Origin of the sequence: Pseudomonas nabeulensis (genome assembly GCF_004682045.1) — a bacterium.
Lineage (GTDB): Bacteria > Pseudomonadota > Gammaproteobacteria > Pseudomonadales > Pseudomonadaceae > Aquipseudomonas > Aquipseudomonas nabeulensis.
In genome coordinates, this window is the sequence record NZ_QUZT01000030.1 from 44,058 (window position 1) to 66,033 (window position 21,976).

Consider the following 21,976-nt stretch of genomic DNA (forward strand, 5'->3'; position numbering starts at 1 on the left):
CCTCACTGACAGGCCGAGCGAGGATAACCTTACTCGCTCTGCGCCATCGCAGCTATGTGGGCGATGAAACAAGAAAAACTGATGGGGTGCGTGAGCAGCGGCTTTCAGAAAGCTCCGAAGTCACTGGCTCTGGTTCAATTCATTTTCCACTTGCTGCATGCGCTCCTGCGCCAGCGCTTGGACCTTTTCATCCCGGGCACTTTCGCGCATCAGCCCGGTGAGCTTCTCGCTCAGCTGCTTGCCCTCGGCAGTTTCCCCTAGTGCCTTACCCTTGGCTGGATCCTGGGTGGCCTGGACGACGGTGTTGAACTCGGCATCGCTGAAGTTCTTTTCGCTGTACAGCTTGAACAGGTCGTTGCGTTGGTCTTCGACGGTCAGGTATTTGCGCAGCACGACCTTGATCTGCTCTTGCGCCACCTGCGGATGGGTCATGGCGAGCAACGCGGCCATGCGCCCTATGTTGTGCTCATAGGCCTCCTGCAGTGGCAGGTTGGCAAGGATCTGCTCTTCACGAGTCGGTCTCTTGTCGCAAGCGGCGAGAGCACCGAGCAGGAGCAGGGGCAGCAGTTTGGGCAGGCGGATCATCGACAGGCAGGCCTTGGACGCGTGAGAGACGGCTAGTTTACCGGTTTTTTCCTCGCTAGCAGCACACGCCAGCCTGTCGGAATCAGTCCTTTTTTCGGCTTGGATTAAACGCATGGTTTTTTGACACCACCTTCCCGCATCCACCTGAATAGGCCAGAAATCAGGGGCTTAGGCCCTAATATGGCTATCGGGGAGAGACGCTATGAAAAGGTGCATGGTGCAGGGCGCCATGCTTGCAGATAGCACGTCCGAGCAGTCTCCGACGGTTACGTTGTGCAAGGCAAGGAGTGCATTCGCGAGGACGAGCAGTCAGGGCCAAACCGGCAAACTCTTGTAGTCGAAGTTGCCAACGACTGCGCGCTCAATGACACCTGTGAATGACACGGTAACCAAGCATGAACCCAACCATTTTCGGTGGCGCTGACGGTGCGCGGCTGATTGCAGGCAGGGCCGCCAACGCTCGGTACTGTTCGTTTCTGCATGCTTGCTGCAGCCGAGCAAATGTGATCATCCGCTGGCGCGTCGGCAACTGTACTTGAACTACGGTGCCTTGGGCCTGGCCACGCTGTGTGAGGTCAATGGCCTGGATACCATGATGGTACATGGCGAGCATGAACACCCCTCGCCGCTGGTGCTGCGCCTGCGCCAGTAGGGACGGATCAGTGCCGATACCCAGGTGTTGCTGTCGATCCCGAGTTTCTATGCTCTGGAGTGGTCGCGTCTTTTCTGTGAAGGAGTCAAGCATGCCGACCCGGGTGCACGGATTATGGTCGGTGGGCGCTGGTTACAGGTCCGGACAAGGCTTGGCTGCAGGGATTGCTGCCGCACGCGGATCTGATTGTTCAGGGGGGAGGCGAGGCGCTCTTGCCCAGGCTGCTGGTTTTCCATGGGCAATGGCGAGCGCCGGCTGAATCATCGCCTGGTCGAAGGCGATGCACGCTACCAGCCAAGCATTGAAACCTCTCGTGGTTGTGGCCGCGGCTTCGCGTTCTGCGAAGAGCGATACCCCTGGAGGACATCAAGGCTCCAGCGCTGATCGTCAAGGAGCTGTAACGCATCATCGCCGATTATGGTGATCAAACGGTGTGCTCGTACTTTCAATCATCCTACTTGGTGCCTAAGCGACGTTGGGCCGAGCAGCTTGCCGAGCAGGTGCAATGCGCGGGCATCAATGTCATCTGGCGCTGCGAAAGCCGGGTCGACAGCGCGAAGCCCAACGCCGTGGCCGCACTGGCGGCGGCCGACAAATGGCAGTTCGCGCCGCTTGAATAGGCGTGGAAGCATGATGATCAAGTCCTCAATGAAGTGAGGGGCGCACCGCCCGCAGGGGCAGTGAATCCCCGTGAGGGATGAAAATGCGCAGTGCCCGGAGCGAATGCACCGGCTGTGTCGCAGGTGACGTCAGGCTGTCAGTTCAGCGAACGAACCATCGGCCTCATGCTTGACGACACGGTTACCGATATTCCTTAGTGAATCGCGTAGAACTTGGGCGATCATGCTGGCCGGTACGACGATCCGAAAATGACGAAGCACTTCATCGAAGTACTCCAGGTCATGGCCGAAAGCATTGGCGTCGTACAGGTTGCTGTACAAGACCTCGTCGTCATGAAAGTACTTGGGGTCTCCCATCAGCTCGACCGGCTTCTTGATGACCAGAAAGAAGTGTTGCATCGGCCTGTCCCAGCCGAGAATGACGGTGATGGGAAATCCCTTGTGGGACGTCTCGAAGTAGTGCTGACTCATGAAGAAGCTCCTCAATTGAATTTTCCGGGAGCCTCCCCATCGGGTCGACCCGACGGGTGTGTGAGATAGCCACGGATGCGGCGACGAAAAACCAACAGAGCCTGCGTATCAGGCCACCAGCGTTGCTGCTGCTTCTGCGGACGAGCGGCGCTGCGCATGATAGGCACGGACTTTCTCGCGCCACTCGGGCGAGATTTCCTTGGCCATCTCCAGATAGCGCAGTGGGCAGGTGTAGTAGAACGGATGCACGGATTCGTCCATGCCCTTGTACCCCCACTGGCCGCCACTTCGCTGCAACAGATCGCAGCGGATGTAGCGGGTGGACTGACCTGGGGCAAGATCCTTGTGGACGCCCTCGGCTTTTGCTGTGACTTCGACGACGGACCAGAGCACATTGCCGCGCAGGGTGTGCGCAACAACGCATACGCTTGCACGCGCGTGGTCTTCGGGTTGAATCAGGTCGTGGATTAGTTCCGAACGGGATCGGGATGAGAAAAGCCAGCCCATAAGAGGCCTCCTGAGAAGTATCCGGAGTCCTCCCCGGCGGGGACGAGCCCCGGTGGGTGGATGAAGAAAACCGCAGGATGCAGCGCCCATGGTTCGGACGGCATCCGTTAGATGAAGAAGAAGCGGACCGCGCCCACAAGGGGCGTGGTCCATGGGCACTCAGGCCTTCAGTTGGCGTAGGCCTTCGGCTAACATCCACAACGATCGGTTGAGACGGACGTTCTGATCAATGCCTTGCACCTCACGGGTACGCTGGCGGCGGCCATTGGCCGTGCGGCTAGGAAGGCCGCCCTTGATCATGTTCTCCTGCACGCGATTGAAGGTCGCCCACAGGTCTGGGCGCCGGTCATCGAAGCGTCGAGGGAGCAGGATCTGGCTTTCCGTGACAGGCGTGGGCTTGTCGGGATCGTCGTATTTTAGCGCCAGAGCGGAGCGGGCGAAAACCTCGGCCTCACCTTCGTCGAGGGTGATAGCGCGCATCGCTTCGCGCGACTCCTGGACCCGTTCAAAGCCTTGCAGGACTGCGTAGGCACCTTCGATCACCTGCCCTGTCACATCACCCTTATGGGGTACGCGGATGTCGGCGGTGGTATCTCCGCAGACCAAGCCGTTGTGGCAGACAAAACGGAACAAGCCAGCGAGCATCTGGTAACTGCTCGTGCCGTCGTGACTGTTGAGAAGGATGATCTCGTTCGCTTCCGAGCCATTGATCTGGCTCGCATGACGCAGGCGAATGAGGTGTTTGGTGTACTCGCGCCGATCCTCGTTGCGGACGCGGGTCTGGCACACCATGAAAGGCTCGAAACCTTCGTCACGCAACTTGGTGAGTACGGTCGCGGTTGGTATGTAAGCATACCGCTCAGACCGGCTACCATGCGGAGCATCGGCGAAGATGGAGGGCGCGACGGCGCGGATCTGGTCGTCCGACAGCGGACGATCCGCGCGCAGCACGGGGGAACGATGTGAGAAACGGCTTGCAAGAGACATGACAGTTCTCCTGGATGAATGCAGCAGCTAGCGCGGCCTATAGGGGCCTGCGAGTTGCATGGGATGAAAAGACGAACGCATGCGCCTCCCCGAAGGGAAGTGCATGGGCTCTGGGAGGACGTGATAAGGCCCCTGAGGCGGGGCCTTGTCGGGTTAGAACGAAGCAGCCATCGCCGGCTCCAGTTCCTCCGCCGTGACTTCAGGCTCGCGCTCGGCGGGCTCGGGCTTCTGGACGGAAACAACGTTGTCGGCACTGCCATCGGATTCGGGCGCGGTTGCAACCTGGGCCGGTGGCGTCTCAGCTTCTGCCGGAGCGGCAGGATAGACCTGCTGGCCATCGACCTTGATCAGACCGATATGAACCAGCGTCGACTTCAGGCTTGCCGCCGGTTGTCCGGCTTTCTCACCCTTGGTGCGGATGTACGGATCGGCCGTCATGTCATTGAGACGGAAGGCGATAAGCACTTTGCGGTCAGCTTCGACAGCTTGTGCGTACTGACGGACGAGGTCTTGCGCATCCTCGGTAGTGACAACGGTATCGAAGTAGCGATAACGCCGCTTCTTGGCATCGACCTTGCCCGTCAACGCCGCGATGGTGCAAGCCAGGAATGGCTCGCCCTCGTTCGGCTTTACTTCGATCGGACGGCTCAGGTAGCCAATACCTCGGGTAATCAGCTCATGCTGCTCGATCTTCGCCAGTTCGACTCGATCGATCATCTCAGCTTTCAGCAAGCGGCCCTTGAGCGATGCTGCGACCTCGCCTTTGCGTTCGCCTCTGGGACGAATGTAGGCATCCGGCCATGAGTCCCCGATCCGAAACCGAACCAGGGGGCGCCGCTTGGGATCATCGACGCCGATATACTTGCTGACCAGTTCCTGGGCCTCGGCACCGGAAACCCTGACGTCGAAGTAGCGGTAAACCGGGTCGGCTTTGGGGCCGACCAGTGCCGCAACCGTAACAGATAGATAGGGGTCGGCATCTTCGACGTGAACTTCACGGGCCCGTTGCAAGAAACCGATGCCAGAGGTGTGCAGATCGAAGTAGGACTTGGCCTGATTGGATGTGGTGTTCATGGTGAATCTCCATACGATGAAAGCGGAGACACACCGATCCCACCATGCGGGGAGAGGTGCGTAACCCCGCGGTGGGTTGATAAGTCAAATGCATCCACCATCAGTGGGTTGATGGTCGTTCGCGAGTGGATGCGGTGCGAACTGGTCCGGTCACGCAGCAGGTGCTGCGCCGCAACCTGGAAGACCGTGGTTGCGTGGCATGTTGCTGACGACGTCAGCAGAACATGGAGATAGCCTGCCCGGATGCAGATAGCGATACGACGATCAATGCGAATCTGCGCATCCCCTATTTCGGAGCGCCAACTCAGACTGTGGGATAATTAGTTGATGGAACTGGGCGGGTTGGAACGCTGGTGTCGTACTGGTGTGACAGATCCTGATTGACACCCCCGCGTTCGGCGGAAGATCTACTGGTGACCGCTAGTTCATCTGCAACCGGCCATCGGATTCATCATGATTTAAGCCTTTTGCGAACCTCCAGGACAGGAAGCTGCCCTTGAGAAGCTGGATAAAAAAGCCCCTCGACTATCGAGGGGCGGTAGCGAGGTCAGAAGTCCTCATAGATGAAGTAATGCAGGCGCTGCGCCGGGAAGAACACATGCTTCCAGCGATCGCCATGGGTGTTGCCGCCGTCGAACAGCACCATCTCGTAGGTTTGGATATCTGCATCGAGTAGGCTGAGCGCCTCGATCTCGCGCATGCGCAAACTGCTATGGTCGCGATCAAATACCAAAGTCTGGCCCACGGCATCGTCCTGCGACATCGCGTTGATGCAGATGTCGAGTTGCTGGTCGAAGTCCGGCCCAAGGTCATGCTCGCGTAGTAGATCGGTAACGATGCCCTCTAGGTTGAGGGCATTGACCAGACGATGCTTGTCGAGCTGTCGGTAGCACAGGTCGCGGATGGTCTTCGCGAGCTGCAGCAGCAAGCTGTGCAAGGCCACGTTCTGATGAGACATATTGATACTCCTGAACAGTAGCGGGTCACCCCTTTGCGGGGGTGGCCCGCAAGGACGGTGGATTGCTCTTGTGGAGCGCAAAGGAAATACGGCTACAGCTTTGTTTCAACGATCCACCATTCCGACTTTGGCAGTGGCAGGCCATTGAAGGGATGTCTGTCGATCAATTCAGCGATTGCTGACCAACCGTGAGCCGGGCGATAGGCACGCACATCACCCCCACCATGCCAGCGGCGTGCGCGCACTGTGCCGGTGGGGTAAATGGGTTGCTAAGTAGAGGAAGTCGGTGGCTTCGCGCGTTTGCGGGAAGCACCATGGTGCTGAGACATGATGATGCTCCTGATATTGGAGCGGGCTACCCCCTTCTGGGGGAATCCGCAAGGACGGTGGAATGCCCCAAGGGGCATGATGAGGGCTAGCGGACTGGCTCGTCAGGCCTCGTCCTCATACACGGATAAGCCATCGAGCACCGAGGCGTCGGCATCGAAGACCAGGATGCGCACATCCGCCAGACCGGCCAGGTACAAGACGTTCGCCAAGTCCTTAGGCATACCCTTGGACAGGTGCTCCTGGCGCAACTGGTCAGCGGTGATGCCTTCGATGTCCATCAGATTCTCATCCGTCCAGGGCGTGGCGATCAGCTTGACACCAATTGCCGGGCTGTAGGGAATGCGGAACGCGACAAACAGGAAGCCGGTTGGCATGGCGATGTCCGCCATTTCGCACAGATAACGGCCTGAGACCTCGGTGATGTGTGCCGTGCTGATCTCCCAGGCACGGCTGTAAAAGCCCGTCTCGAACTGCAGATTGCGCACCACTGCCTGGGCTGATTCCAGTGTGTAACTGTTACCCACATGGATAAAGCCTCTATCCAGGGTTCGGCCATAGATGCTGTAGTAGACGGCCTGGACAGAACCGCTACCGCCGCAGAGAGCGTCGAGCTCGGGCGGCACCGCTTGCCCATAGCTGATCAGTGCAAAATCGTCATTGAAGATGCACGCTTGGTACACCACTTGGTCATCAGCTAGGTGGGCCTGTGACGGATGCAGTGGCAGAAAGGTTTGCGGGTGGCGCTCGTCATAGCTGATGACGACAAGGCGCTGAATCTCGAAACCGTAATAGCCGCATTCGAAAGGGTTGGATGAATGGTCCATGGGATGATTCTCCGGTGAGGATTGACGCAGGGCCAGCCCTACCGGGGATGAGCCCCGCCGGGAAAGAAGACAGCACCGGAATTCGGTGTGACTTCGATGAGATACAGACTGCTTTGGTGGTGCGATCTGTTAGCGCAGCAAGTCGGAAAGACGCTGTTTGAGTTGTGCGCGCTGTGCGCCGTCATTCACGCCAGCCAGCAAGCACTGGGTTTCGCGCACGAGCACGTCGGCGGCACCGTCAAGGTCGTTGACGAGCAATGCCTTGCGAAGGTCGTTGCCGAGCCGCAGCGACTGACCAGAGGTGCGGTACACCTCGCATTCGCGGCTGAGGAAGTACCCATCCCCACCGAACTCGAAGAGCCTTGGCTTGCTGGAATGCCAGCATCCCTCCATGCGGATTTCCTTAAGGCTGTGACCATCATTGAACCGCGTTGCGATCAGGAACAATGCGTCGAGGCTGATGGCATCTTCGAACGGGTGATGCTCGATCAGATTTTCCAGCTCTTCATCCTGATCAGCCCCGAAGTGCTGAGAGAGCACTTCTAAAACCTGATCTAGCGAAGGCGTCTGCTCATCGGGCATTGATAAACCCAGCGACATCGCCAGTGTTGCCAGGTCTTCGCAGATGGTGTCCCAACTTGGGCAACTCTCATCGTAGATGAGGCTGATGTAGGCCTGACCGTCGCCTGGATAAGAGGCATTCAGTTTCAGTCTGCCGAACAGTGCGGTGATGACCGGAGTAACTTGATCAAGCACGAGGACGCCGTTGGCATCGTAGTAGTTGTTTGCCATGGGATAGCTCCTTGGTAGATGAAGCGGAGCCAGCCCATGCGGGTATGGCATCCGCAGGGGTGAACCCGAAACCGTGGCTTCGGAAGTGGGGAGAAAATGCTATTCGCCGAAGTCGCTCTGGTCACCCAGGGATTGCAGCAGTTCGATCAGACCGCAGTTGGCCTGTAGATATATATCGTTGTAATCGTCACCAGTCGGCGAACGCTCTGCAGCGTCGATGTCGGCATCCAAATCCAGGATGGACTGACGCACACGATGGGCGATCGCCAGTGGAGCCGGCATCTCGTCCTGCACTGGTTCGTCCAGCGCAGCAAGAACGACCCTCGGTGACAGTGCATCCGGAAGGGACTCGAACACGGTGGGCGTGTCACTGCGGCATAGCGCTTCGGCTTTGGTATTGCCGATGTCGAAACGGACGATTTCGTCGTCGGCCGCGCCCTCGGTGTCATAGTCCACCACTACGAATGGTGGCAGCGGGAGATGATCGGGCCAGTCCTGCACGACAATGGCCTGAATTAGGCCACCCTCAAGGACGATGGCAAAGGATGGATTTTGGTACATGGAATCACTCCTGTGGGATGAATGGAGGGACACCGCCCCGAAGGAACGGGTGTCCCTCACTGGGGTGAAGAAAATGCGGGATGTGCCAGTCAAGCGCGCCAATGGCTGTAGTTCATTAGCAGGTCGGCGATGATCTGGCGCCGTTCCAGGTCAAGGTCTCCCAGGTCGGCAAGGCCCTCGAATCTGCAACGGCGCAGCATCGCGGCACCTTCACGCGCATTGAAGAAGCTGACCATTAGTGAAAGGAACAAGCCCTGGTTGCTGCTCAGGGTGCGGAGGGCGTCGTTGAGTCCAAGCATGTCGGGGCGTAGATCCTCAATGCTGACGGCGTGACGCAGGCCTTCGTGTGTTCCGTCGCCGAACCACTGCGGGCCGACCACTTTTACACCACGTTTCCAGGCTTGAAAAAATGCAGTGGGAGCACAGGCAAAATGCCGTTGCTCTCGTGCAAGCAGATCAATGACTTCCACAGGCAGAAGCTGACTCATAGCGTTCTCCTTACACAGTGATCAAGTGTTACGCAGTTGAGTCCAGCCACCCCTTGAAAGGGCTTGCTGGGCAGCGGCCGCACTGCGGAAGTATTCGGCGGACTCGCGAGAGACCGGACCTTCATGGTCACGCGTGCCGATGTAGTGACCTGCAGCGCTGTGCAAGACTTCGAGTGGCAAGTACTTGCCGGCGTAGTTGAGGGCCAGATGGCCGAACGAGGCTGGACGGGGCATGGGCATCTCCATAGCTGAGGCGGGGAGACGGCCTGATCCCTTGTCGGGATGGCAGCTCCCGCAAGGGTTGAAGAAAGAAGCATCGGCACCGCAAAGGTGCTCGTCCGCAGGGGGATGCGATGGCGGACTGGCGGGTCGAGGGGATTGTCCCCGGCGCAGCTTGAGACCCCGCTGCTGGCATGGCGCTGACAACGTCAGCAACACATGAGCGCAGATTGCCCGGCGATTCGGTGGGTGTCAGTTGGGAAAGGGAGTTCGTCAGACCCGCATTGATGAGGCTAATGTATCGATTGGGGCTAGAGATGCGTTTTCGGCTGTCCGGTGCGCCACGGACAGGATGCTCTTAGGCCTGGGGTGGAATGTGCTCAGAGTCCGGGAGGTAACTTGGAGGCCATCATGCGGCGGCGGTCATAGCGGCAGCCATCCGCGATGAAGGTTCCGTCGCCTACGGCATGGATGACGCGGCGCTCGGTTCGTTGACGGTCGAGGTAAGCGGCCAAGCCTTCCAGAATGATGATGCCGTGCGGTTCAACGATGTCAGTCACCCGACACTCGATGTTGGCAAGGCAGCCCAGGATCAACGGGGCTCTAACGTGTCTGGCTGGCTTGGTGGATAGGCCAAACGCGGTGAACTTGTCGGTGTCCGTCCCTGAGCAGATGCCGATGCCGACGACGGTATCGAGCATGTCGATGGTGGGGATGGCGATGACGCATTCACGCTGTTCGCGCAGGGCAATGAACGAGTGATTCCAGGCCCCTGTGGTGATTGCGAAGACCGGCGTGAAATCCACGACCATCGTCCAGGAGATGGTCATGACGTTGGCCTTGTGCCCATCGTACGTACAGACCAATACCACCGGGCCGGACTCCAGCAGGGTAAAGGCTTTGGATAGCTTGAGCGCTCGCATGAAATCTCCTTTTTGCCAGACAAGGAAAAGCCCCGACGAGCGGGGCTTGGGATCAGGCGAATTGCAGCCGTGCAATCGGCGGATGCTCGCGGTGCTCGGCTTGCCATAGGTCGAAGGCTGCCTGCTCGGCGAGATACTGCCGCGCACTGCCGAGACCTGCCAGTTCCAGCCGGTGCGCCAGATCCGCGCTGATCGCCGCGTGGCCGTTCAGCACGGTGGAGAGCTGCCCTCGCGAATAACCGATGTGCTGGGCCAGGCCCGCCACCGTCATGTTGATCGCTGGCAGAACGTCCTCGCGTAGCGATTCACCCGGATGGGGAGGATTGTGCATAGCCATGTGGGCCTCCTGCTCAGTGATAGTCGAGGTAATCGACCAGCTCCGCATCGGAGCCGTCGAACCGGAAAATGACGCGCCAGTTGCCTGACACACAGACCGCCCAGTAACCGGCGAGCTTCCCTTTGAGGGCGTGCAGCCGGTTGCCGGGACGATCCATGTTTGGGGCGTGGAAAATTGTGCACAGCCTGCTTCAGGCGGCCACGGTCTGGAGTTTACCTGCCTCATCGAAGATCAGGCGGACGATGGCACCAGCGAGTTTCGGTTGCTCGGTAAATCGCAACGAGTCCGGTAACAAGGCAGCGACAACGTGATCGACTGACTGCGAGCAACCTACGGCGATGAAGGTCATGATGGTGCGTGCGTCTTCATCTTCGCGATCCTCGTCATAGCGATCATCGAACACATAGTCAGAAACCAACTCGGTTCGCCCTCCAGCGTTCGGGGTAAGGAAGAGCGTGTTTCCCTTGCGCACGGCATCCACTGAATAGTCTGCATGCCCTGCAAGCCCGATACGTAGGGTTTCGACCAATTCCAGCTCCACCTCGTAGTCAGCCAGATATGGATTGGCGTCCCGATGAAGGGATGTTCCAGTCCTGACTTGGACTTGGCCTGGGGTGATTGGTTGGATCAGACGTTTGAGCCAATGCCCATCATCCAGACCAGGCTCATCGAACAGGAACGCTTTAGCCGCTTCCAGATAGACCTCCACAGTCGGACCGTCATCCCCATCAGTTTCAATCTGCCAGACGCCTAATTCTTCCAGGATTTCTCGGGCGATGATGCCGCTGGCACCATAACGCTGCCAGTCCCTGAGAAATCCTGCCGGCTCCTGTTCCCAGTCGCGGAACCAAGCTTTTGGGACGAAAGGAACATCATTAAGTAGATCGGCATTCGAAGAGTTCAAGCAAGCGTGCGCGTAGTGCGTGATGAAGTCATTGGCGGCCAGTTGCTCCTTCTTCTCGATCAGAGCCGCGCGATAGGCTTGGTCGACAGCCGCTTGGATGCGTTTGTGATCCTCCGCTTCGTTCAGCAGATGCTGACGGTCCGGAAGTTTCGCCAACGTTTCGTCGGGTAACAATACGACCTGATGATGGCTATAGAGTGGCGCTCTGCCAATGGGAAGTCGCTGCAAGAAGCACTTCCACTGGGTTCGCGAAGCGGTGAGGTCAAGCAGTACCTTACCCATGGCCGTCTCGCGCCATTGCAGTGCAGGAGATGCCAGAGGTCGAGATACTTCAACACCGTTGAGCCAGACCTGAACCGGAAAGGCTTCGCACAAGCGTCTGAGCTGCCGCTCCACCCAACTTGGCAGATCTTCTCCGGCCGCCACTGGCTTGACACCATCGAGACGAATCTCCGTACCGGTACGAGGAATCTGTCGCTCGACCTGGATAGGCCGCCCGGCAATGACCGATTCGGTGGGTGCACTGAAAGCCCGATCGCGGGAATGCACGCTGAGATTCTCAGCGAAGTACAGCGTGGAAAGGACGCCTAGCCCGAAGGCGTTCTCTCGGGACTTGAGGGACGTATCCCAACCCGATTCGGCGATGTGGATCAAGTTCTGCAGGTCGGCTATGCCACTGCCGTTGTCGCTGATGGTCAGACTGTCCTGGTTCACTGTGAAGTGAATCTCGCTGGCCTGGGCGCGCCGTGCATTCTGCAACAGCTCGCCCAGCATGGAAGTCTGATTGAATGCATGACGCAGGTTGGCGATCAACCGGTTTTGGTTGGTTTTGAGGCGAATGGTGCTCATTGGAAGGCTCCTGGGAAAAGGTTGCACGCCGTCAGGCGCAGGGATCGGAAAGACGCGCAGCCGTGCTCGACGCGATGAAGCGCGGTCAGGCAATTACCGATCTGGGATGGATTGGGCTGGGATGCCCGATGGAGATGCAGCATCGACGCCCGGGATGGGCGCGCGTCCGCGGCACGATGCGAAACGGACGAGGTGGTCGGCGCGGAAAGCTCCGCGGCGCAGCTTGAACGACCATAGCTACTGGCAACTGCCGATACGTCGGCAAATGCAGGCGTGAGGATCGCCTGGTTAGCTCAGTACGTCGCGTATCAATGCGCTGCAGCTTCCCCCCCGTTGTCCAGGCAGTGCGCTGCACACGCTGCCGTACTGAAGGGTGGGATGGTTCATGCGTCATCTCCTGATCTGGTGGGGCATAAGCGCCCTGGGGTGGCTCATCGCGGGGATGGCCGGTGTTGCAAAGAGCGAGAGAGATAACAGGACGCTGGAGGCAGAACGCCTCCAGCGGGGTAGGAAGAAACCACCCGTGGGCTGATTCAGGACCCGGTCGTCGCTAGAACCGTTCGCTGTCAGCAATCACACCCGACCCATGTCGTGGCTGGGGTCGGCATCGTCTGGCGCACATCCGCGCACAAAGGGAGCCCTGTGTTTCGCCGGAGGGCACCGGCGCTGAGTACCGTCGACCCGAAGGGTCTCCTGATGCCTCGCGTGATTGCGCGATTGCAAGGCATCAGGGGACCCTTCGTCATAAACGGAAAGATGCAGATGAGGAGAACGCGTGCATTTCGGTTCAGAGAGAAGCAACCTTCTTATCCCGCAGCCGGCCAGAACGGGCCAGGCGGGACACGCACACTATGGGGAAGGCATTGCGCGCTGGGTGTCCCGCAGGGTGTGCGGAACATGGGGCATTTCAGGATGCAGCAGGGCCGCTGCGGCGTTTGCTCGTGCCGCCGCGCTTACGAGGACTCGATTCGACCGGCAATGTACCTTTGCAGTCCGGGTAGCGGCTGCAAGACCAGAACGGACCGCTCTTGCCAGTGCGCTGACGCGTCGGTGAGCCGCACAATGGACAAGCAGGCCCCTGGGGAACCTTGATCGACAAGGACGTGCCGCGGTACTGAGCAACCAACTGCGTGATCCACGCCGACTGCTTAGACACAAATACGTCGAGCGAGAGCTGACCACCTTCGATCATGTCGAGCGCCTGCTCCCATACCGCAGTGGTACCTGGATCGGCAATGGCCGCCGACACGGTGTCGATCAGAGTGAAAGCAGCATCCGACGCACGAATACCACGCCCTTTCTTCAGCAGATAGCCGCGACCCAGCAGGCCACTGATAATGTTCGCACGCGTTGCCTCGGTGCCAATGCCAACCGTATCTTTCAGCTTCTGCTTCAAGCGGGGATCGGACACCAGCTTCGCGACGCCCTTCATGGCCTTGACCAATTCGCCTTGGGTGTAAGGGCGCGGTGGAAGCGTCTTGAGCGCCTTGAGATCGGTGCCGGTCACCTGGCAAGCCAAACCCTCGTGCAGTGCAGGTAACACTTGGCTGCGAGGTGCTGCGTCGTCACCGGTATCTTCTGGTTGCGGCTCAGCCATCAACAGCCGCCAGCCTGGGACGACGATCTGCTTGCCTACTGCCTGGAGCGTATGGTTCCCACACGAGAGGCTTGCGGTGGTGCGATCGAATTCATGATGAGGCAGGAACTGCGCGAGGTAATGCGCACGGATCAATCGGTAGACGGCTATCTCTTTCTGGCTCATGGCCGCCAGGTGTGCAGATTCTAGCGTTGGGATTATTCCGTGGTGCGCGGATACCTTACTGTCGTTCCAAGCGCGCGAGCGCTGGTTGCGATCGAGCTGGTCGATAATCGGACGCAGCGTGGGATCGGTCTTGAGCAGACTTTCGAGCACCACTGGCACTTCGGTGAGCATGCTCTCGGGTAGGTAGCCCGAGTCAGAGCGTGGGTACGTGGTTGCTTTATGCGTTTCGTACAAGGCCTGGGCAATGTCCAGTGTTTCCTGAACATCGAGCCCGAGCTGCTTGGAACAGACTTCCTGCAAAGTTCCGAGATCGAACGGTAGCGGTGGGCCTTCGCGCATCCGCTCCGTGTCGACCGAGAGCACCTGCGCGCAGCCGGCTGCGCGGATCTGCTGTGCAGCCGACTGCGCAATGGACTCCTGCAGGCAGCGGCCGGCTTCGTCGGCACTTGCTGCGGGTGCCAGCCATTGTGCCGAAAATGCCTGTCCGGCTGCAGACAACGCAACGTCGATGGCCCAGAACGGCACAGAAACGAACCGTGCGATCTCGCGATCACGATCGACAACGAGCCGCAGGGTTGGTGTTTGCACCCGGCCCACAGACAGAACGCCGTCATAGCCAGCCTGGCGTCCGAGCACTGTGAACAGCCGGCTGAGATTCATGCCGACCAGCCAGTCCGCCCGGGAGCGTGCCAGAGCCGAGTAGTACATCGGCAGTGTCTCGGCCGAAGGCCGCAGCTTGTCGAGTGCCGCGCGGATCGACGCATCGTTCAGCGCAGACAGCCACAGCCGTTGGATGGGGCCGCTATAACCACAAAGCTCGATGATCTCTCGGGCGATCAGTTCGCCCTCGCGATCGGCGTCAGTAGCGATTACCAGTTCAGTCGCCTTGGCCAGCAGCGCCTTGACGACCTTGAATTGCGAGGCGGTCTTTGATTTGACTTCGACGCGCCAACGTTCGGGAATAATGGGTAGCTGCTCAATGGACCAGCGCTTGTACTGTTCACCGTATGCTTCGGGCGGCGCAGTCTCGATGAGATGGCCGATGCACCAGGTGACCACGACCCCAGAGCCGTTGAAGCAACCGTCGCCTCGTTGCGTGGCACCAAGGACCCGGCCGATGTCTTTGCCTTGTGAAGGCTTCTCGCACAGATATAAGCGCATGCTGCTCCATCTGAATCACGTGTGAATGCAATGGAAAGCAGCTTGGCAATGAAGCAAGGATCGATCAGCAAACAAGCTGCACACCACGTAGCCGCATTCACGGAGTGGGCGAGCAGTAGATAGAGTTGGAGAGCAGCCGAAGAACTGCACAAAGGGAGTTTCCAAATGCATGGGCGCGTGGAACTCCATGGACGTCAGTGGAGCTATCCCCAGGGGATAGTTCGACGCTGCAGGACCGTCCGAGACAGGAGCAGCGACACGAGGCCGCCACTCCTGATGGTGCTATTCGCCCTCGGGCTGCGTTTCTGCGTTCGATGGCTTGGCGCTGAGCTTCACCGCCTCGACGCGGAACGGCAGGATTCCGATGCGCCGCGCCTCGATCTTGAAGGTCACACGCTCGTTCTCTTCAGCGTCCTCCCACTCGTCGCGTACCGTGCGACCTTCCACCATCACGCGCATCCCCTTTTGGTAAAGGGTGGCCCAGTGCTCGACGTCGCGATGCCACAGTTCGACCGGAGCCCAGAAGCCGCCGCGGTCCTCGAACGTACCGTCCTTCTTCGGCACGGGATTGTCGAAATACACGTTGAGGCGTAACAGCCTGTTGGGCTCGTCGTTGCCGTTAGGAAACTCGCGCGACTCGGGAATCGAGCCGATGTTACCTTCGCCGTAAAAATGGGTGCTCATATCAAAATCTCCAGAGTGGTTGAAATACCCGCGACCGAAAATGCCGCGGGGGCTTGCGGAAAAAGGTGGCAGTAACTGGGCTTGCACTCAGCGATCGCGTCTTGCGGCAGCCACGATCTTCAGCCGGCGCAGGTAAACGTCTTCGGCCTGGGCCAGTTTGCTGGCGCATTCCCGGGCCTGGCGCCCGAGGGTGTGCATGAGGCTGATCTGCATGTTCAACACAACGCGCTGCTGCTCAATCGCATGCAGGTCCCCCAGCAGGTTGATGGGCGTGCCGGTGCCATCCATCAACGCCTGCCACAGCGCCACGCCCATCGCCGACCTGTCCGGCTTGCGCCAGCGCAAAAAGGTCGTGCCTGCGCCAGTGTTTTGCTGGGCCAGTTCAACGGGAAGCAGGTGGAAGGGATGGCTGCTCGCCTGTGGCAGCACCTGCCGTTGCGCCAGCGCGATGAGGCTGTCGCGCAGCTCGAAGCATTGGCTGGCCCAGGTCTCAAGAGCCCCCTTACTCTTAAAAGGCCTTAAAAGGCCTTTTAGATAGGCCGCGTGTTCCAGCCGAAGGAAGTCTGCCTGTTGCAGTTCCTGGAAATGGCGCCGAGGGTTCTGATCCAGATCATTCATCCGGCGCATCCTCGTTGGCGCCAGGCTCAATTGGATCATCCGCAGCATTCGGCCAGATGCCTGCGTTGTCAGCCTCATCGGCTTCGACTTCACTGTGCTGTTGCAAGCCACGACGCACGGGTGGAGGCGCAAAACGGGAACGCCGCGTGCCTTCGAGCACGTCCTGGGGCAGATCGCCGTACTTCTCGATGGCCGCCCTGGCTGCGGCATTCTTCGCCGCGAAATCATCGCGGCGACAACCCGAGTAGCGATACTGCTGCGCCAGGGAAAATAGACTACGCAGCGCATGTGCGCCGTCGTGCAGCCACCGTTCGAGGGTACTGCGGTCAATCAGGGCGGTGTGATGGGCCAAGATGAGTTTGCGGGCGATATCGTCGTAATCAGCCAGCAGGTACACGGCAGCGAAGCCCAACTGCGCGTTGATGAACAGCGGCAGCTTGACGGGTTGGACGTTGAGGTTTTCGCCCAGGGTCAGCGCTGCCGGTACACCGGCCAATGCTTGGTCGACCTGTTCGCGCAGCAACTGCAAGGTGGAGCGGGTCTGCTCCAGCTTCTCCTCAATGCGAAGCATCCACCAGTCAGAGTAAGGATCGTCCTGCTCCGACCCTCGTTTCATTTTGTTCATGACGGCGACGAAACCGTTGAGTCCGACGATGGCCGCGCGCCCATCCGAGGCAGTCCGGCCGTGCCAAATGCGCGAAGCATGGTGGGTGTGAAGCGTCAGCGACATTGCGCTACGCAAGGATCCGAGATTCAGTTGTAGGGGTTCATTTGTAGCCATAGTGACGACTCGCTGTTGGATGACGAGTCGCCAGCTTCGGCAGTATCCGGAAGGCCGTCAGTCAACAAACCGCACTCGGTGCAACCCCGGTTGTGGTGCTTAGGTGGGATCAATGCACCATGTCACCACCTGCTTCGTCGTACATGGAACTATCCCCAGGGGATAGCTCCATGGAACGCCATAGAGCGCTATTCGGACGGCACTCCCGGTTATCCGCCCGTGGGGGCGGTCCGTAGCTGCTGCGATCGCGATGACACCACACGGGCATATCCTTACCCCAAGCCGAAACACAACTATCCCCAGGGGATAGCTCCATCAACGTCCACGGAAGGCTGATGCATCGGGTTACCGGGCAATAAAAGGACATCCGCATCATTCCATCCTGTTCAACCACTCAGTTGCTACGAAGCAGATCGCGTAACCTGTTGATGTGCTCCTTGGCGACCTCTGGCGGTGCGACGGCATGCTTCGGCCCCGGATCTTGCTGTGTCGTGGGCGGTGTCGTCGTCTTGGTTTGCCCAGCCCAGGCTTTGAATTCGCCGTGGATAGCACGCTGGATGATGCCGAACAGATAGCCTGCGGGATTGCGAACGGTGCTACCTCGACAACGGGCAGCCCATTCGTCGAGCACTGCCTGCCGTAGTGACACATCTACCTGCTGCAGCGCCACCAGTGCGCCGGCCTGCTGCTCCTGCTTCAGGCCGATGAACCGGTCAGGCAGTTGCAGATCCTGGGTTCCCTTCGTGCGCGGTACTGTACGTACTTCTTTAATACTTTCTTTACGTACAGTACGGTCCGTCTTCGGATTCCGAAGAGAGCCGTCTGACGCGGGTTTCACCCCTGCTTCGGAATCCGAAGACAGGGGGCCGAGAATCCGAAGTGGGGCTTCCGCGCCTTCTTCGGATTCGTGGATGGCGCCTGCCTGTGGATAACTTTCGAACGGACCTCCACCTTCCAATGCCATGCGTTGGGTCAACACTTGCAGACGTGAAGGCAAGGTGCGGCCGCTCAGGAGAGGATCCTCGGCAATCTCCTGTAGCGTGTTGAACCCAACGATCTGCACGGCCTTTGCAGAGTGACTGAGGGACTGACTGACGAGTTGCAGATAGTCGGGGTCGAGCTGCATAGCCTCGAACGGTGTTAGCGGCTCATCATGCAGCACATAAAGATTGCCGAGGATTCGGCCTGTCTTCGGGTCACGCCGGCGACGCACCAGGCTGAGCCAGCGGGTCAAGCGTAGCAGTGTGAGTGCCCGCGCCACCGTCTCGTGCGAGGCTTGCGCGCTGCATGGCATTGACGCCAGCCAGGGGCGCAGCTGCTCGTAGGTTGGGAATGCTGTGACGCCATCATCATTGAGCTGGAGTCGGAATACTTGCCATGCGTTGCGTTCTAGCGGCGTCAGTCGCCGATCAAGGAACAAGCTGCGCGGAACGCTCTCATGGCGGTTGCCGCTAAAGAGGAACGCATCGCTTGACGTGCTGGCAGCGGCATTTGGTTGCGGTGCCAGTTGCTTCAGAGCACTGTCGAACAGATCGGAGAGCGCAATGGGGCCTTGGCGTCGTGGTGCATCATCCACCGCCATGGCTACCCCAGTCCCTGGTCTACCCAGGTTTTGATGGTGGCCCAGACTACCGACAGCGGCAGTGACATGCTTTCGGCCAAGTCCATGGCGGTGTCCAGAACTGATGCGTCGTCATCAAGTTCGACGCCCCTTGTGGTGGTGAGAGATTTCCACTGTTTCCACAGTTCGGTGTCTTGCTGTTCGTCAAGTACGGGGTGGCGACCCTTGCGCTTGGGCAGGCCCAGAATTTCTCTCCGCAACGCGACTTCTTGATGGGTCAGGCCGTAGAAGCGGCTGACCATTTCAGTACTGCCGCCGAGGCGCAGCATACGATCAACCGTGGCGATCTCTTTCTCCACATCCTGCCCCTGCTTCAGCAGGCGTAGAAGCACATCGCGGTTGATAGATACGGTGCACCAAGACACAGTGGCATTTGCAAGAACACTCACGAGGGCAGGATGCTTCAGAGCATCCAGATCGTCCTCGGCAAAGCCCATGGCTTTGCAGCGACGCAATTGGCCGTTCCGTAGATCAAACAATGCCTGCGCGATGACGGCTTGGTTCAGTGGATGTGATGCTGACATCAAGGCCTCCCCCGCTCAGGAACCGTGATCTGGACTACCAGCTTCCAGCTCAAGAAGACGCCTGGCCAAGCGCAGCAGGCGAAACAGCTTGACCAGCGCGGTATCGCTCAATTGCTTCCCTGAGTCGCCATGGCCATGCAGTAGTGCCGGGAGGTCGGCATCGAACGGCGCATCGTCGAGACCACTTTCTGCCAGGCGCTTTCCGCTGAGGGAAACCAGCAAGGCCAGGACGGCGCGGCCCGCCGGAGACAAACCATCCCGTGTCACTGGACATACGAAACCGATGCCGTCGGTGCTGTCCTCGATGCAATCCGCTAGAGAAGCATCGGCAGCGATCTCACGAGCAAACTGTGCAATATGAATGCGTAGCCGGTCGGGCGTGTCGAGGCCGGGGTCGATATACCAGACATCGGAAATTGGATAGAGCCCGCCAGCTTGTACGGGAATCGACTGCAAGACGCTGGCTACGAAGTCCGGTGGCAGTGCATCACCCAGCTGCTCTGCCATCATGCGTTGGATCGATTGCAGCCGCTCCGTGGTGGGCGCTTGGGAAACGATGTGCCCCTGAAGCAGATCCGAAGTGGCTGTGGGGTCATCGACGGAGACCTGCCCGGACTTCTCGCTGGTTTGGTTTGCAGGCGTTGGCTCGGGTGGAGCTGATGCCACGGGCGATGTCTCGACTTGGCTCCGTTGGGGTGTCGCAGGGTCTGGCAGCACAGGAGGTGTCGAGACTGGTGTCGGATCGCTGACCAGGGCACGGTGCCGGCTCTCGGACTCGGTCAAGTCCAGGCTGAGTACGTCATAGTCGATACCGAGCAGATCGGACATTTGGCCGATCAGTTCGTCCTGAATCCGCTGAGGCGAAAACTCATCGCCCTGGGAGTCGAACTGCGCCAGTACGTCCTGGAAGAAGCTGTCAAAGTCGATCGAAAGGCTCTGCCCCTTCGCGTAGTGCTCCCATGTGCGTTCACATGCCTTTCGCATCACTGCGAGGCGCTCCACCTGATGGCGGCCGAGTCCGGCGTAGAGCACGGTCGGAATCGCCGGCAGCAGATAGCGCACCGCGTCGCTCATACGGCTGACGTGCGATTGCTGCACAGGGTATCCATCAGCCGCTAGGCGACGGGCAAGTTGAGACTGGCTCAGCGAACCACCGCTTTCCTGCTCGTAGAATTCGCGAGCTTTTTCGACACCCAGTGCGCGCTCAATAAATGTCAGGCCACCGCGCAGCTCATTCTCCGCCAAGTGCCCGGTCAGCGCGATTATCTCCCCACGCTCAGGCCACGGACGGAACAGGCAAGGTATGCGGAAAAACCGTTCATCCTTGGTCTCTGCCCATAGCTCGCGCAGTATCGCAAGACGGGTGTTCCCGCCATTACGAATGATGTAGTGCGATTCACCGGGCCGTCGAGTAATCGCAGGTGGTGCGTCCAGTCCCCGCTCGCGTATGGAGGCTTTGATTTCTTTATAGACCGGGTTGCGCTTCACACGCGGGTCGTGGTCGTAAGGACGCAACTGATCCAGGGTGACTACCATGGGCGTGTCGGCAATCGGATCACTGAGCGCCTCAGCAGATGGACCACTGCGCTGGAATCCCGCAGCCAGCAACTTGCCGGCCATGTCCTGAGAGGTCATCTCAGCCATGATTCGCTCCCAGGCCCGACTGGTACACCCGGTCAGCGCGGCGAATCTGTGCTCGGGCATTCAAGCTGGCCCTATGGTCGCTGGCGGTGGAACTGGTATAGATCGGCGCGCAGCCATTCTTAGTGAACTTGAGGTGCCCTCCAGAGGTGCGCTTGACGTGCCATCCTTCACCGATGGCAAACTCGATCAGGGCACGCAGACGTTTATGACCGCGGGCTAGCTCATGCGCGTTTGCCATGATGCGTCCTCCCGGATTGAGTGGTTCCACGTGTGCGTCCCGATACAAGGAGCAGTTGGTCCCTCCATTCAGGGAAGAGCTCGCAAGCGAGTGATCGCATGGTGTCGAGTGCAGCTGGCGCCACTCGGCCCAAGGGTTGCCGATATTCGACGCGATGCACGGGCAGGCCGCGGGTCGAAGCGCGGGGATAGGCTTCAAGCGCAGGCACGTCAGTGTCCAGAACACGAATGCCATCGTGATCTCGGAACAGGTCACGAAGCGCCTGCTGGATCAGCCTTGCGTTTGAGGAAACGGGATGCACCCGGTTGATGAGCAGATTCAGAGGCGGCGGCTCGATGCCAAGATGACGGTACGGCGCAATGTCTTCGATTAATTGCATGGTGCCGCGCCGCAGCTCCCGTGCTCCTAAAATCTCGGGGGTTACTGGTGATAGCGCTAGGTCGGAGGCCAGTACAGCCATTTCCAACAGCACACTGCGCGCACCCTGGGTATCTATCAGCACTAGGTCATAGAGTGGCGCCAGTACTGGCAGTAGGTGGCGCAGCCGTAGGCGACCATCGGGTGCATGCAGCAGTAGCGTGTTTAGCTCACCCCGATCGTCATTGGACAGTACCAAGTCCAAGCCTGTAATGATCGTGCGTGAAACCAATTGCTCAATGCGCCGTTCGTTGAACGCCAGCAGCTCATAGATACCCCCTGGGGCACGATGCGCAAGCTCATAATATGACGACAGTGTGGGTTGGACATCGAGGTCAAGCAGCAGTACACGAAGACCCGCATCGACGAGGAGTCCACCCAAATTGGCCGTGGTCGTCGTCTTGCCTACGCCGCCCTTTGTCGAAATGATAGATACGACCTGCAT

The 21,976-nt window shown here is 59.2% G+C and carries 25 protein-coding genes and 1 pseudogene; 2 read left to right on the top strand and 24 right to left on the bottom strand.

The genetic code is table 11. The annotated features are described in order from the left end of the window. Positions 1-120: 120 nt before the first annotated feature. Positions 121-585 carry a hypothetical protein gene (locus tag DYL61_RS16810; RefSeq protein WP_135309256.1) on the bottom strand — a complete coding sequence of 155 codons (465 nt, stop codon included), beginning with the start codon at positions 583-585 and terminating at the stop codon, positions 121-123. A 484-nt stretch (positions 586-1,069) separates the two neighbouring features. On the opposite strand from DYL61_RS16810, the gene DYL61_RS31305 reads away from it, so the two are divergent. Together DYL61_RS31305 and DYL61_RS31310 are read left to right on the top strand one after the other, a co-directional pair. Continuing rightward, the gene (locus tag DYL61_RS31305) at positions 1,070-1,237 is read left to right on the top strand and encodes a hypothetical protein (protein WP_153326603.1); all 168 of its coding nucleotides are present in this window, start codon (positions 1,070-1,072) and stop codon (positions 1,235-1,237) included. A 461-nt stretch (positions 1,238-1,698) separates the two neighbouring features. Then, positions 1,699-1,857 carry a hypothetical protein gene (locus DYL61_RS31310; protein WP_153326605.1) on the top strand — a complete coding sequence of 53 codons (159 nt, stop codon included), beginning with the start codon at positions 1,699-1,701 and terminating at the stop codon, positions 1,855-1,857. Positions 1,858-1,986: 129 nt separating this feature from the next. On the opposite strand, the gene DYL61_RS16815 is transcribed toward DYL61_RS31310, so the two are convergent. The 23 genes and pseudogenes from DYL61_RS16815 to DYL61_RS16930 all read right to left on the bottom strand — a co-directional run bounded on the left by DYL61_RS16815 (position 1,987) and on the right by DYL61_RS16930 (position 21,976). Then, positions 1,987-2,328 carry a hypothetical protein gene (locus tag DYL61_RS16815; protein ID WP_135309257.1) on the bottom strand — a complete coding sequence of 114 codons (342 nt, stop codon included), beginning with the start codon at positions 2,326-2,328 and terminating at the stop codon, positions 1,987-1,989. Between the two features lie 108 nt (positions 2,329-2,436). Then, positions 2,437-2,835, bottom strand: coding sequence for a hypothetical protein (locus tag DYL61_RS16820; RefSeq protein WP_135309258.1), 399 nt, complete (start codon positions 2,833-2,835; stop codon positions 2,437-2,439). A gap of 159 nt (positions 2,836-2,994) precedes the next feature. Continuing rightward, positions 2,995-3,822, bottom strand: coding sequence for a DUF932 domain-containing protein (locus DYL61_RS16825; protein WP_135309259.1), 828 nt, complete (start codon positions 3,820-3,822; stop codon positions 2,995-2,997). 153 nt (positions 3,823-3,975) lie between these two features. Continuing rightward, positions 3,976-4,896, bottom strand: coding sequence for a DUF3577 domain-containing protein (locus DYL61_RS16830; protein ID WP_135309260.1), 921 nt, complete (start codon positions 4,894-4,896; stop codon positions 3,976-3,978). Positions 4,897-5,443: 547 nt separating this feature from the next. Then, positions 5,444-5,854 carry a hypothetical protein gene (locus tag DYL61_RS16840; RefSeq protein WP_228392630.1) on the bottom strand — a complete coding sequence of 137 codons (411 nt, stop codon included), beginning with the start codon at positions 5,852-5,854 and terminating at the stop codon, positions 5,444-5,446. A gap of 431 nt (positions 5,855-6,285) precedes the next feature. Further along, complete coding sequence (locus tag DYL61_RS16845) at positions 6,286-7,008, bottom strand: DUF5983 family protein (RefSeq protein ID WP_135309261.1); 723 nt, start codon at positions 7,006-7,008, stop codon at positions 6,286-6,288. 129 nt (positions 7,009-7,137) lie between these two features. After that, the gene (locus DYL61_RS16850) at positions 7,138-7,800 is read right to left on the bottom strand and encodes a hypothetical protein (protein ID WP_135309262.1); all 663 of its coding nucleotides are present in this window, start codon (positions 7,798-7,800) and stop codon (positions 7,138-7,140) included. A gap of 99 nt (positions 7,801-7,899) precedes the next feature. After that, positions 7,900-8,361 (bottom strand): hypothetical protein, encoded by a 462-nt coding sequence (locus DYL61_RS16855; protein ID WP_135309263.1) that lies wholly within the window; start codon positions 8,359-8,361, stop codon positions 7,900-7,902. A gap of 89 nt (positions 8,362-8,450) precedes the next feature. Then, positions 8,451-8,849, bottom strand: coding sequence for a hypothetical protein (locus DYL61_RS16860; RefSeq protein WP_135309264.1), 399 nt, complete (start codon positions 8,847-8,849; stop codon positions 8,451-8,453). Between the two features lie 21 nt (positions 8,850-8,870). Further along, positions 8,871-9,083 (bottom strand): hypothetical protein, encoded by a 213-nt coding sequence (locus tag DYL61_RS16865; protein WP_135309265.1) that lies wholly within the window; start codon positions 9,081-9,083, stop codon positions 8,871-8,873. 365 nt (positions 9,084-9,448) lie between these two features. After that, positions 9,449-9,991, bottom strand: a complete 543-nt coding sequence (locus DYL61_RS16870; RefSeq protein WP_135309266.1) for a flavin reductase family protein — start codon at positions 9,989-9,991, stop codon at positions 9,449-9,451. A 52-nt stretch (positions 9,992-10,043) separates the two neighbouring features. Next, the gene (locus DYL61_RS16875; RefSeq protein ID WP_106705231.1) at positions 10,044-10,328 is read right to left on the bottom strand and encodes a HigA family addiction module antitoxin; all 285 of its coding nucleotides are present in this window, start codon (positions 10,326-10,328) and stop codon (positions 10,044-10,046) included. Positions 10,329-10,341: 13 nt separating this feature from the next. Beyond that, positions 10,342-10,488: pseudogene (locus DYL61_RS16880) on the bottom strand (type II toxin-antitoxin system RelE/ParE family toxin); the annotation flags it as partial. 30 nt (positions 10,489-10,518) lie between these two features. Next, a complete protein-coding gene (locus DYL61_RS16885) occupies positions 10,519-12,081 on the bottom strand; it encodes an ATP-binding protein (RefSeq protein WP_135309268.1) in 1,563 nt (520 codons plus the stop codon). Between the two features lie 907 nt (positions 12,082-12,988). Further along, positions 12,989-15,004, bottom strand: coding sequence for a DNA topoisomerase III (locus DYL61_RS16890; RefSeq protein WP_135309269.1), 2,016 nt, complete (start codon positions 15,002-15,004; stop codon positions 12,989-12,991). A 282-nt stretch (positions 15,005-15,286) separates the two neighbouring features. Then, a complete protein-coding gene (locus tag DYL61_RS16895) occupies positions 15,287-15,688 on the bottom strand; it encodes a single-stranded DNA-binding protein (RefSeq protein ID WP_135309270.1) in 402 nt (133 codons plus the stop codon). 87 nt (positions 15,689-15,775) lie between these two features. Beyond that, the gene (locus DYL61_RS16900; RefSeq protein WP_135309285.1) at positions 15,776-16,306 is read right to left on the bottom strand and encodes a DUF3158 family protein; all 531 of its coding nucleotides are present in this window, start codon (positions 16,304-16,306) and stop codon (positions 15,776-15,778) included. Continuing rightward, the gene (locus DYL61_RS16905; protein ID WP_135309271.1) at positions 16,299-17,087 is read right to left on the bottom strand and encodes a PFL_4669 family integrating conjugative element protein; all 789 of its coding nucleotides are present in this window, start codon (positions 17,085-17,087) and stop codon (positions 16,299-16,301) included. The genes DYL61_RS16900 and DYL61_RS16905 overlap by 8 nt, the downstream gene beginning before the upstream one ends. Before the next feature lie 394 nt (positions 17,088-17,481). Continuing rightward, the gene (locus DYL61_RS16910) at positions 17,482-18,669 is read right to left on the bottom strand and encodes an STY4528 family pathogenicity island replication protein (protein WP_135309272.1); all 1,188 of its coding nucleotides are present in this window, start codon (positions 18,667-18,669) and stop codon (positions 17,482-17,484) included. A gap of 2 nt (positions 18,670-18,671) precedes the next feature. Then, positions 18,672-19,232, bottom strand: coding sequence for a DUF2857 domain-containing protein (locus tag DYL61_RS16915; protein ID WP_135309273.1), 561 nt, complete (start codon positions 19,230-19,232; stop codon positions 18,672-18,674). A 15-nt stretch (positions 19,233-19,247) separates the two neighbouring features. After that, positions 19,248-20,876, bottom strand: a complete 1,629-nt coding sequence (locus DYL61_RS16920; RefSeq protein ID WP_135309274.1) for a ParB family protein — start codon at positions 20,874-20,876, stop codon at positions 19,248-19,250. After that, positions 20,869-21,114, bottom strand: coding sequence for a type II toxin-antitoxin system HicA family toxin (locus DYL61_RS16925; protein ID WP_135309275.1), 246 nt, complete (start codon positions 21,112-21,114; stop codon positions 20,869-20,871). The genes DYL61_RS16920 and DYL61_RS16925 overlap by 8 nt, the downstream gene beginning before the upstream one ends. Continuing rightward, positions 21,098-21,976: a ParA family protein gene (locus DYL61_RS16930; protein ID WP_135309276.1), complete on the bottom strand. Its 879-nt coding sequence runs from the start codon at positions 21,974-21,976 to the stop codon at positions 21,098-21,100. The genes DYL61_RS16925 and DYL61_RS16930 overlap by 17 nt, the downstream gene beginning before the upstream one ends.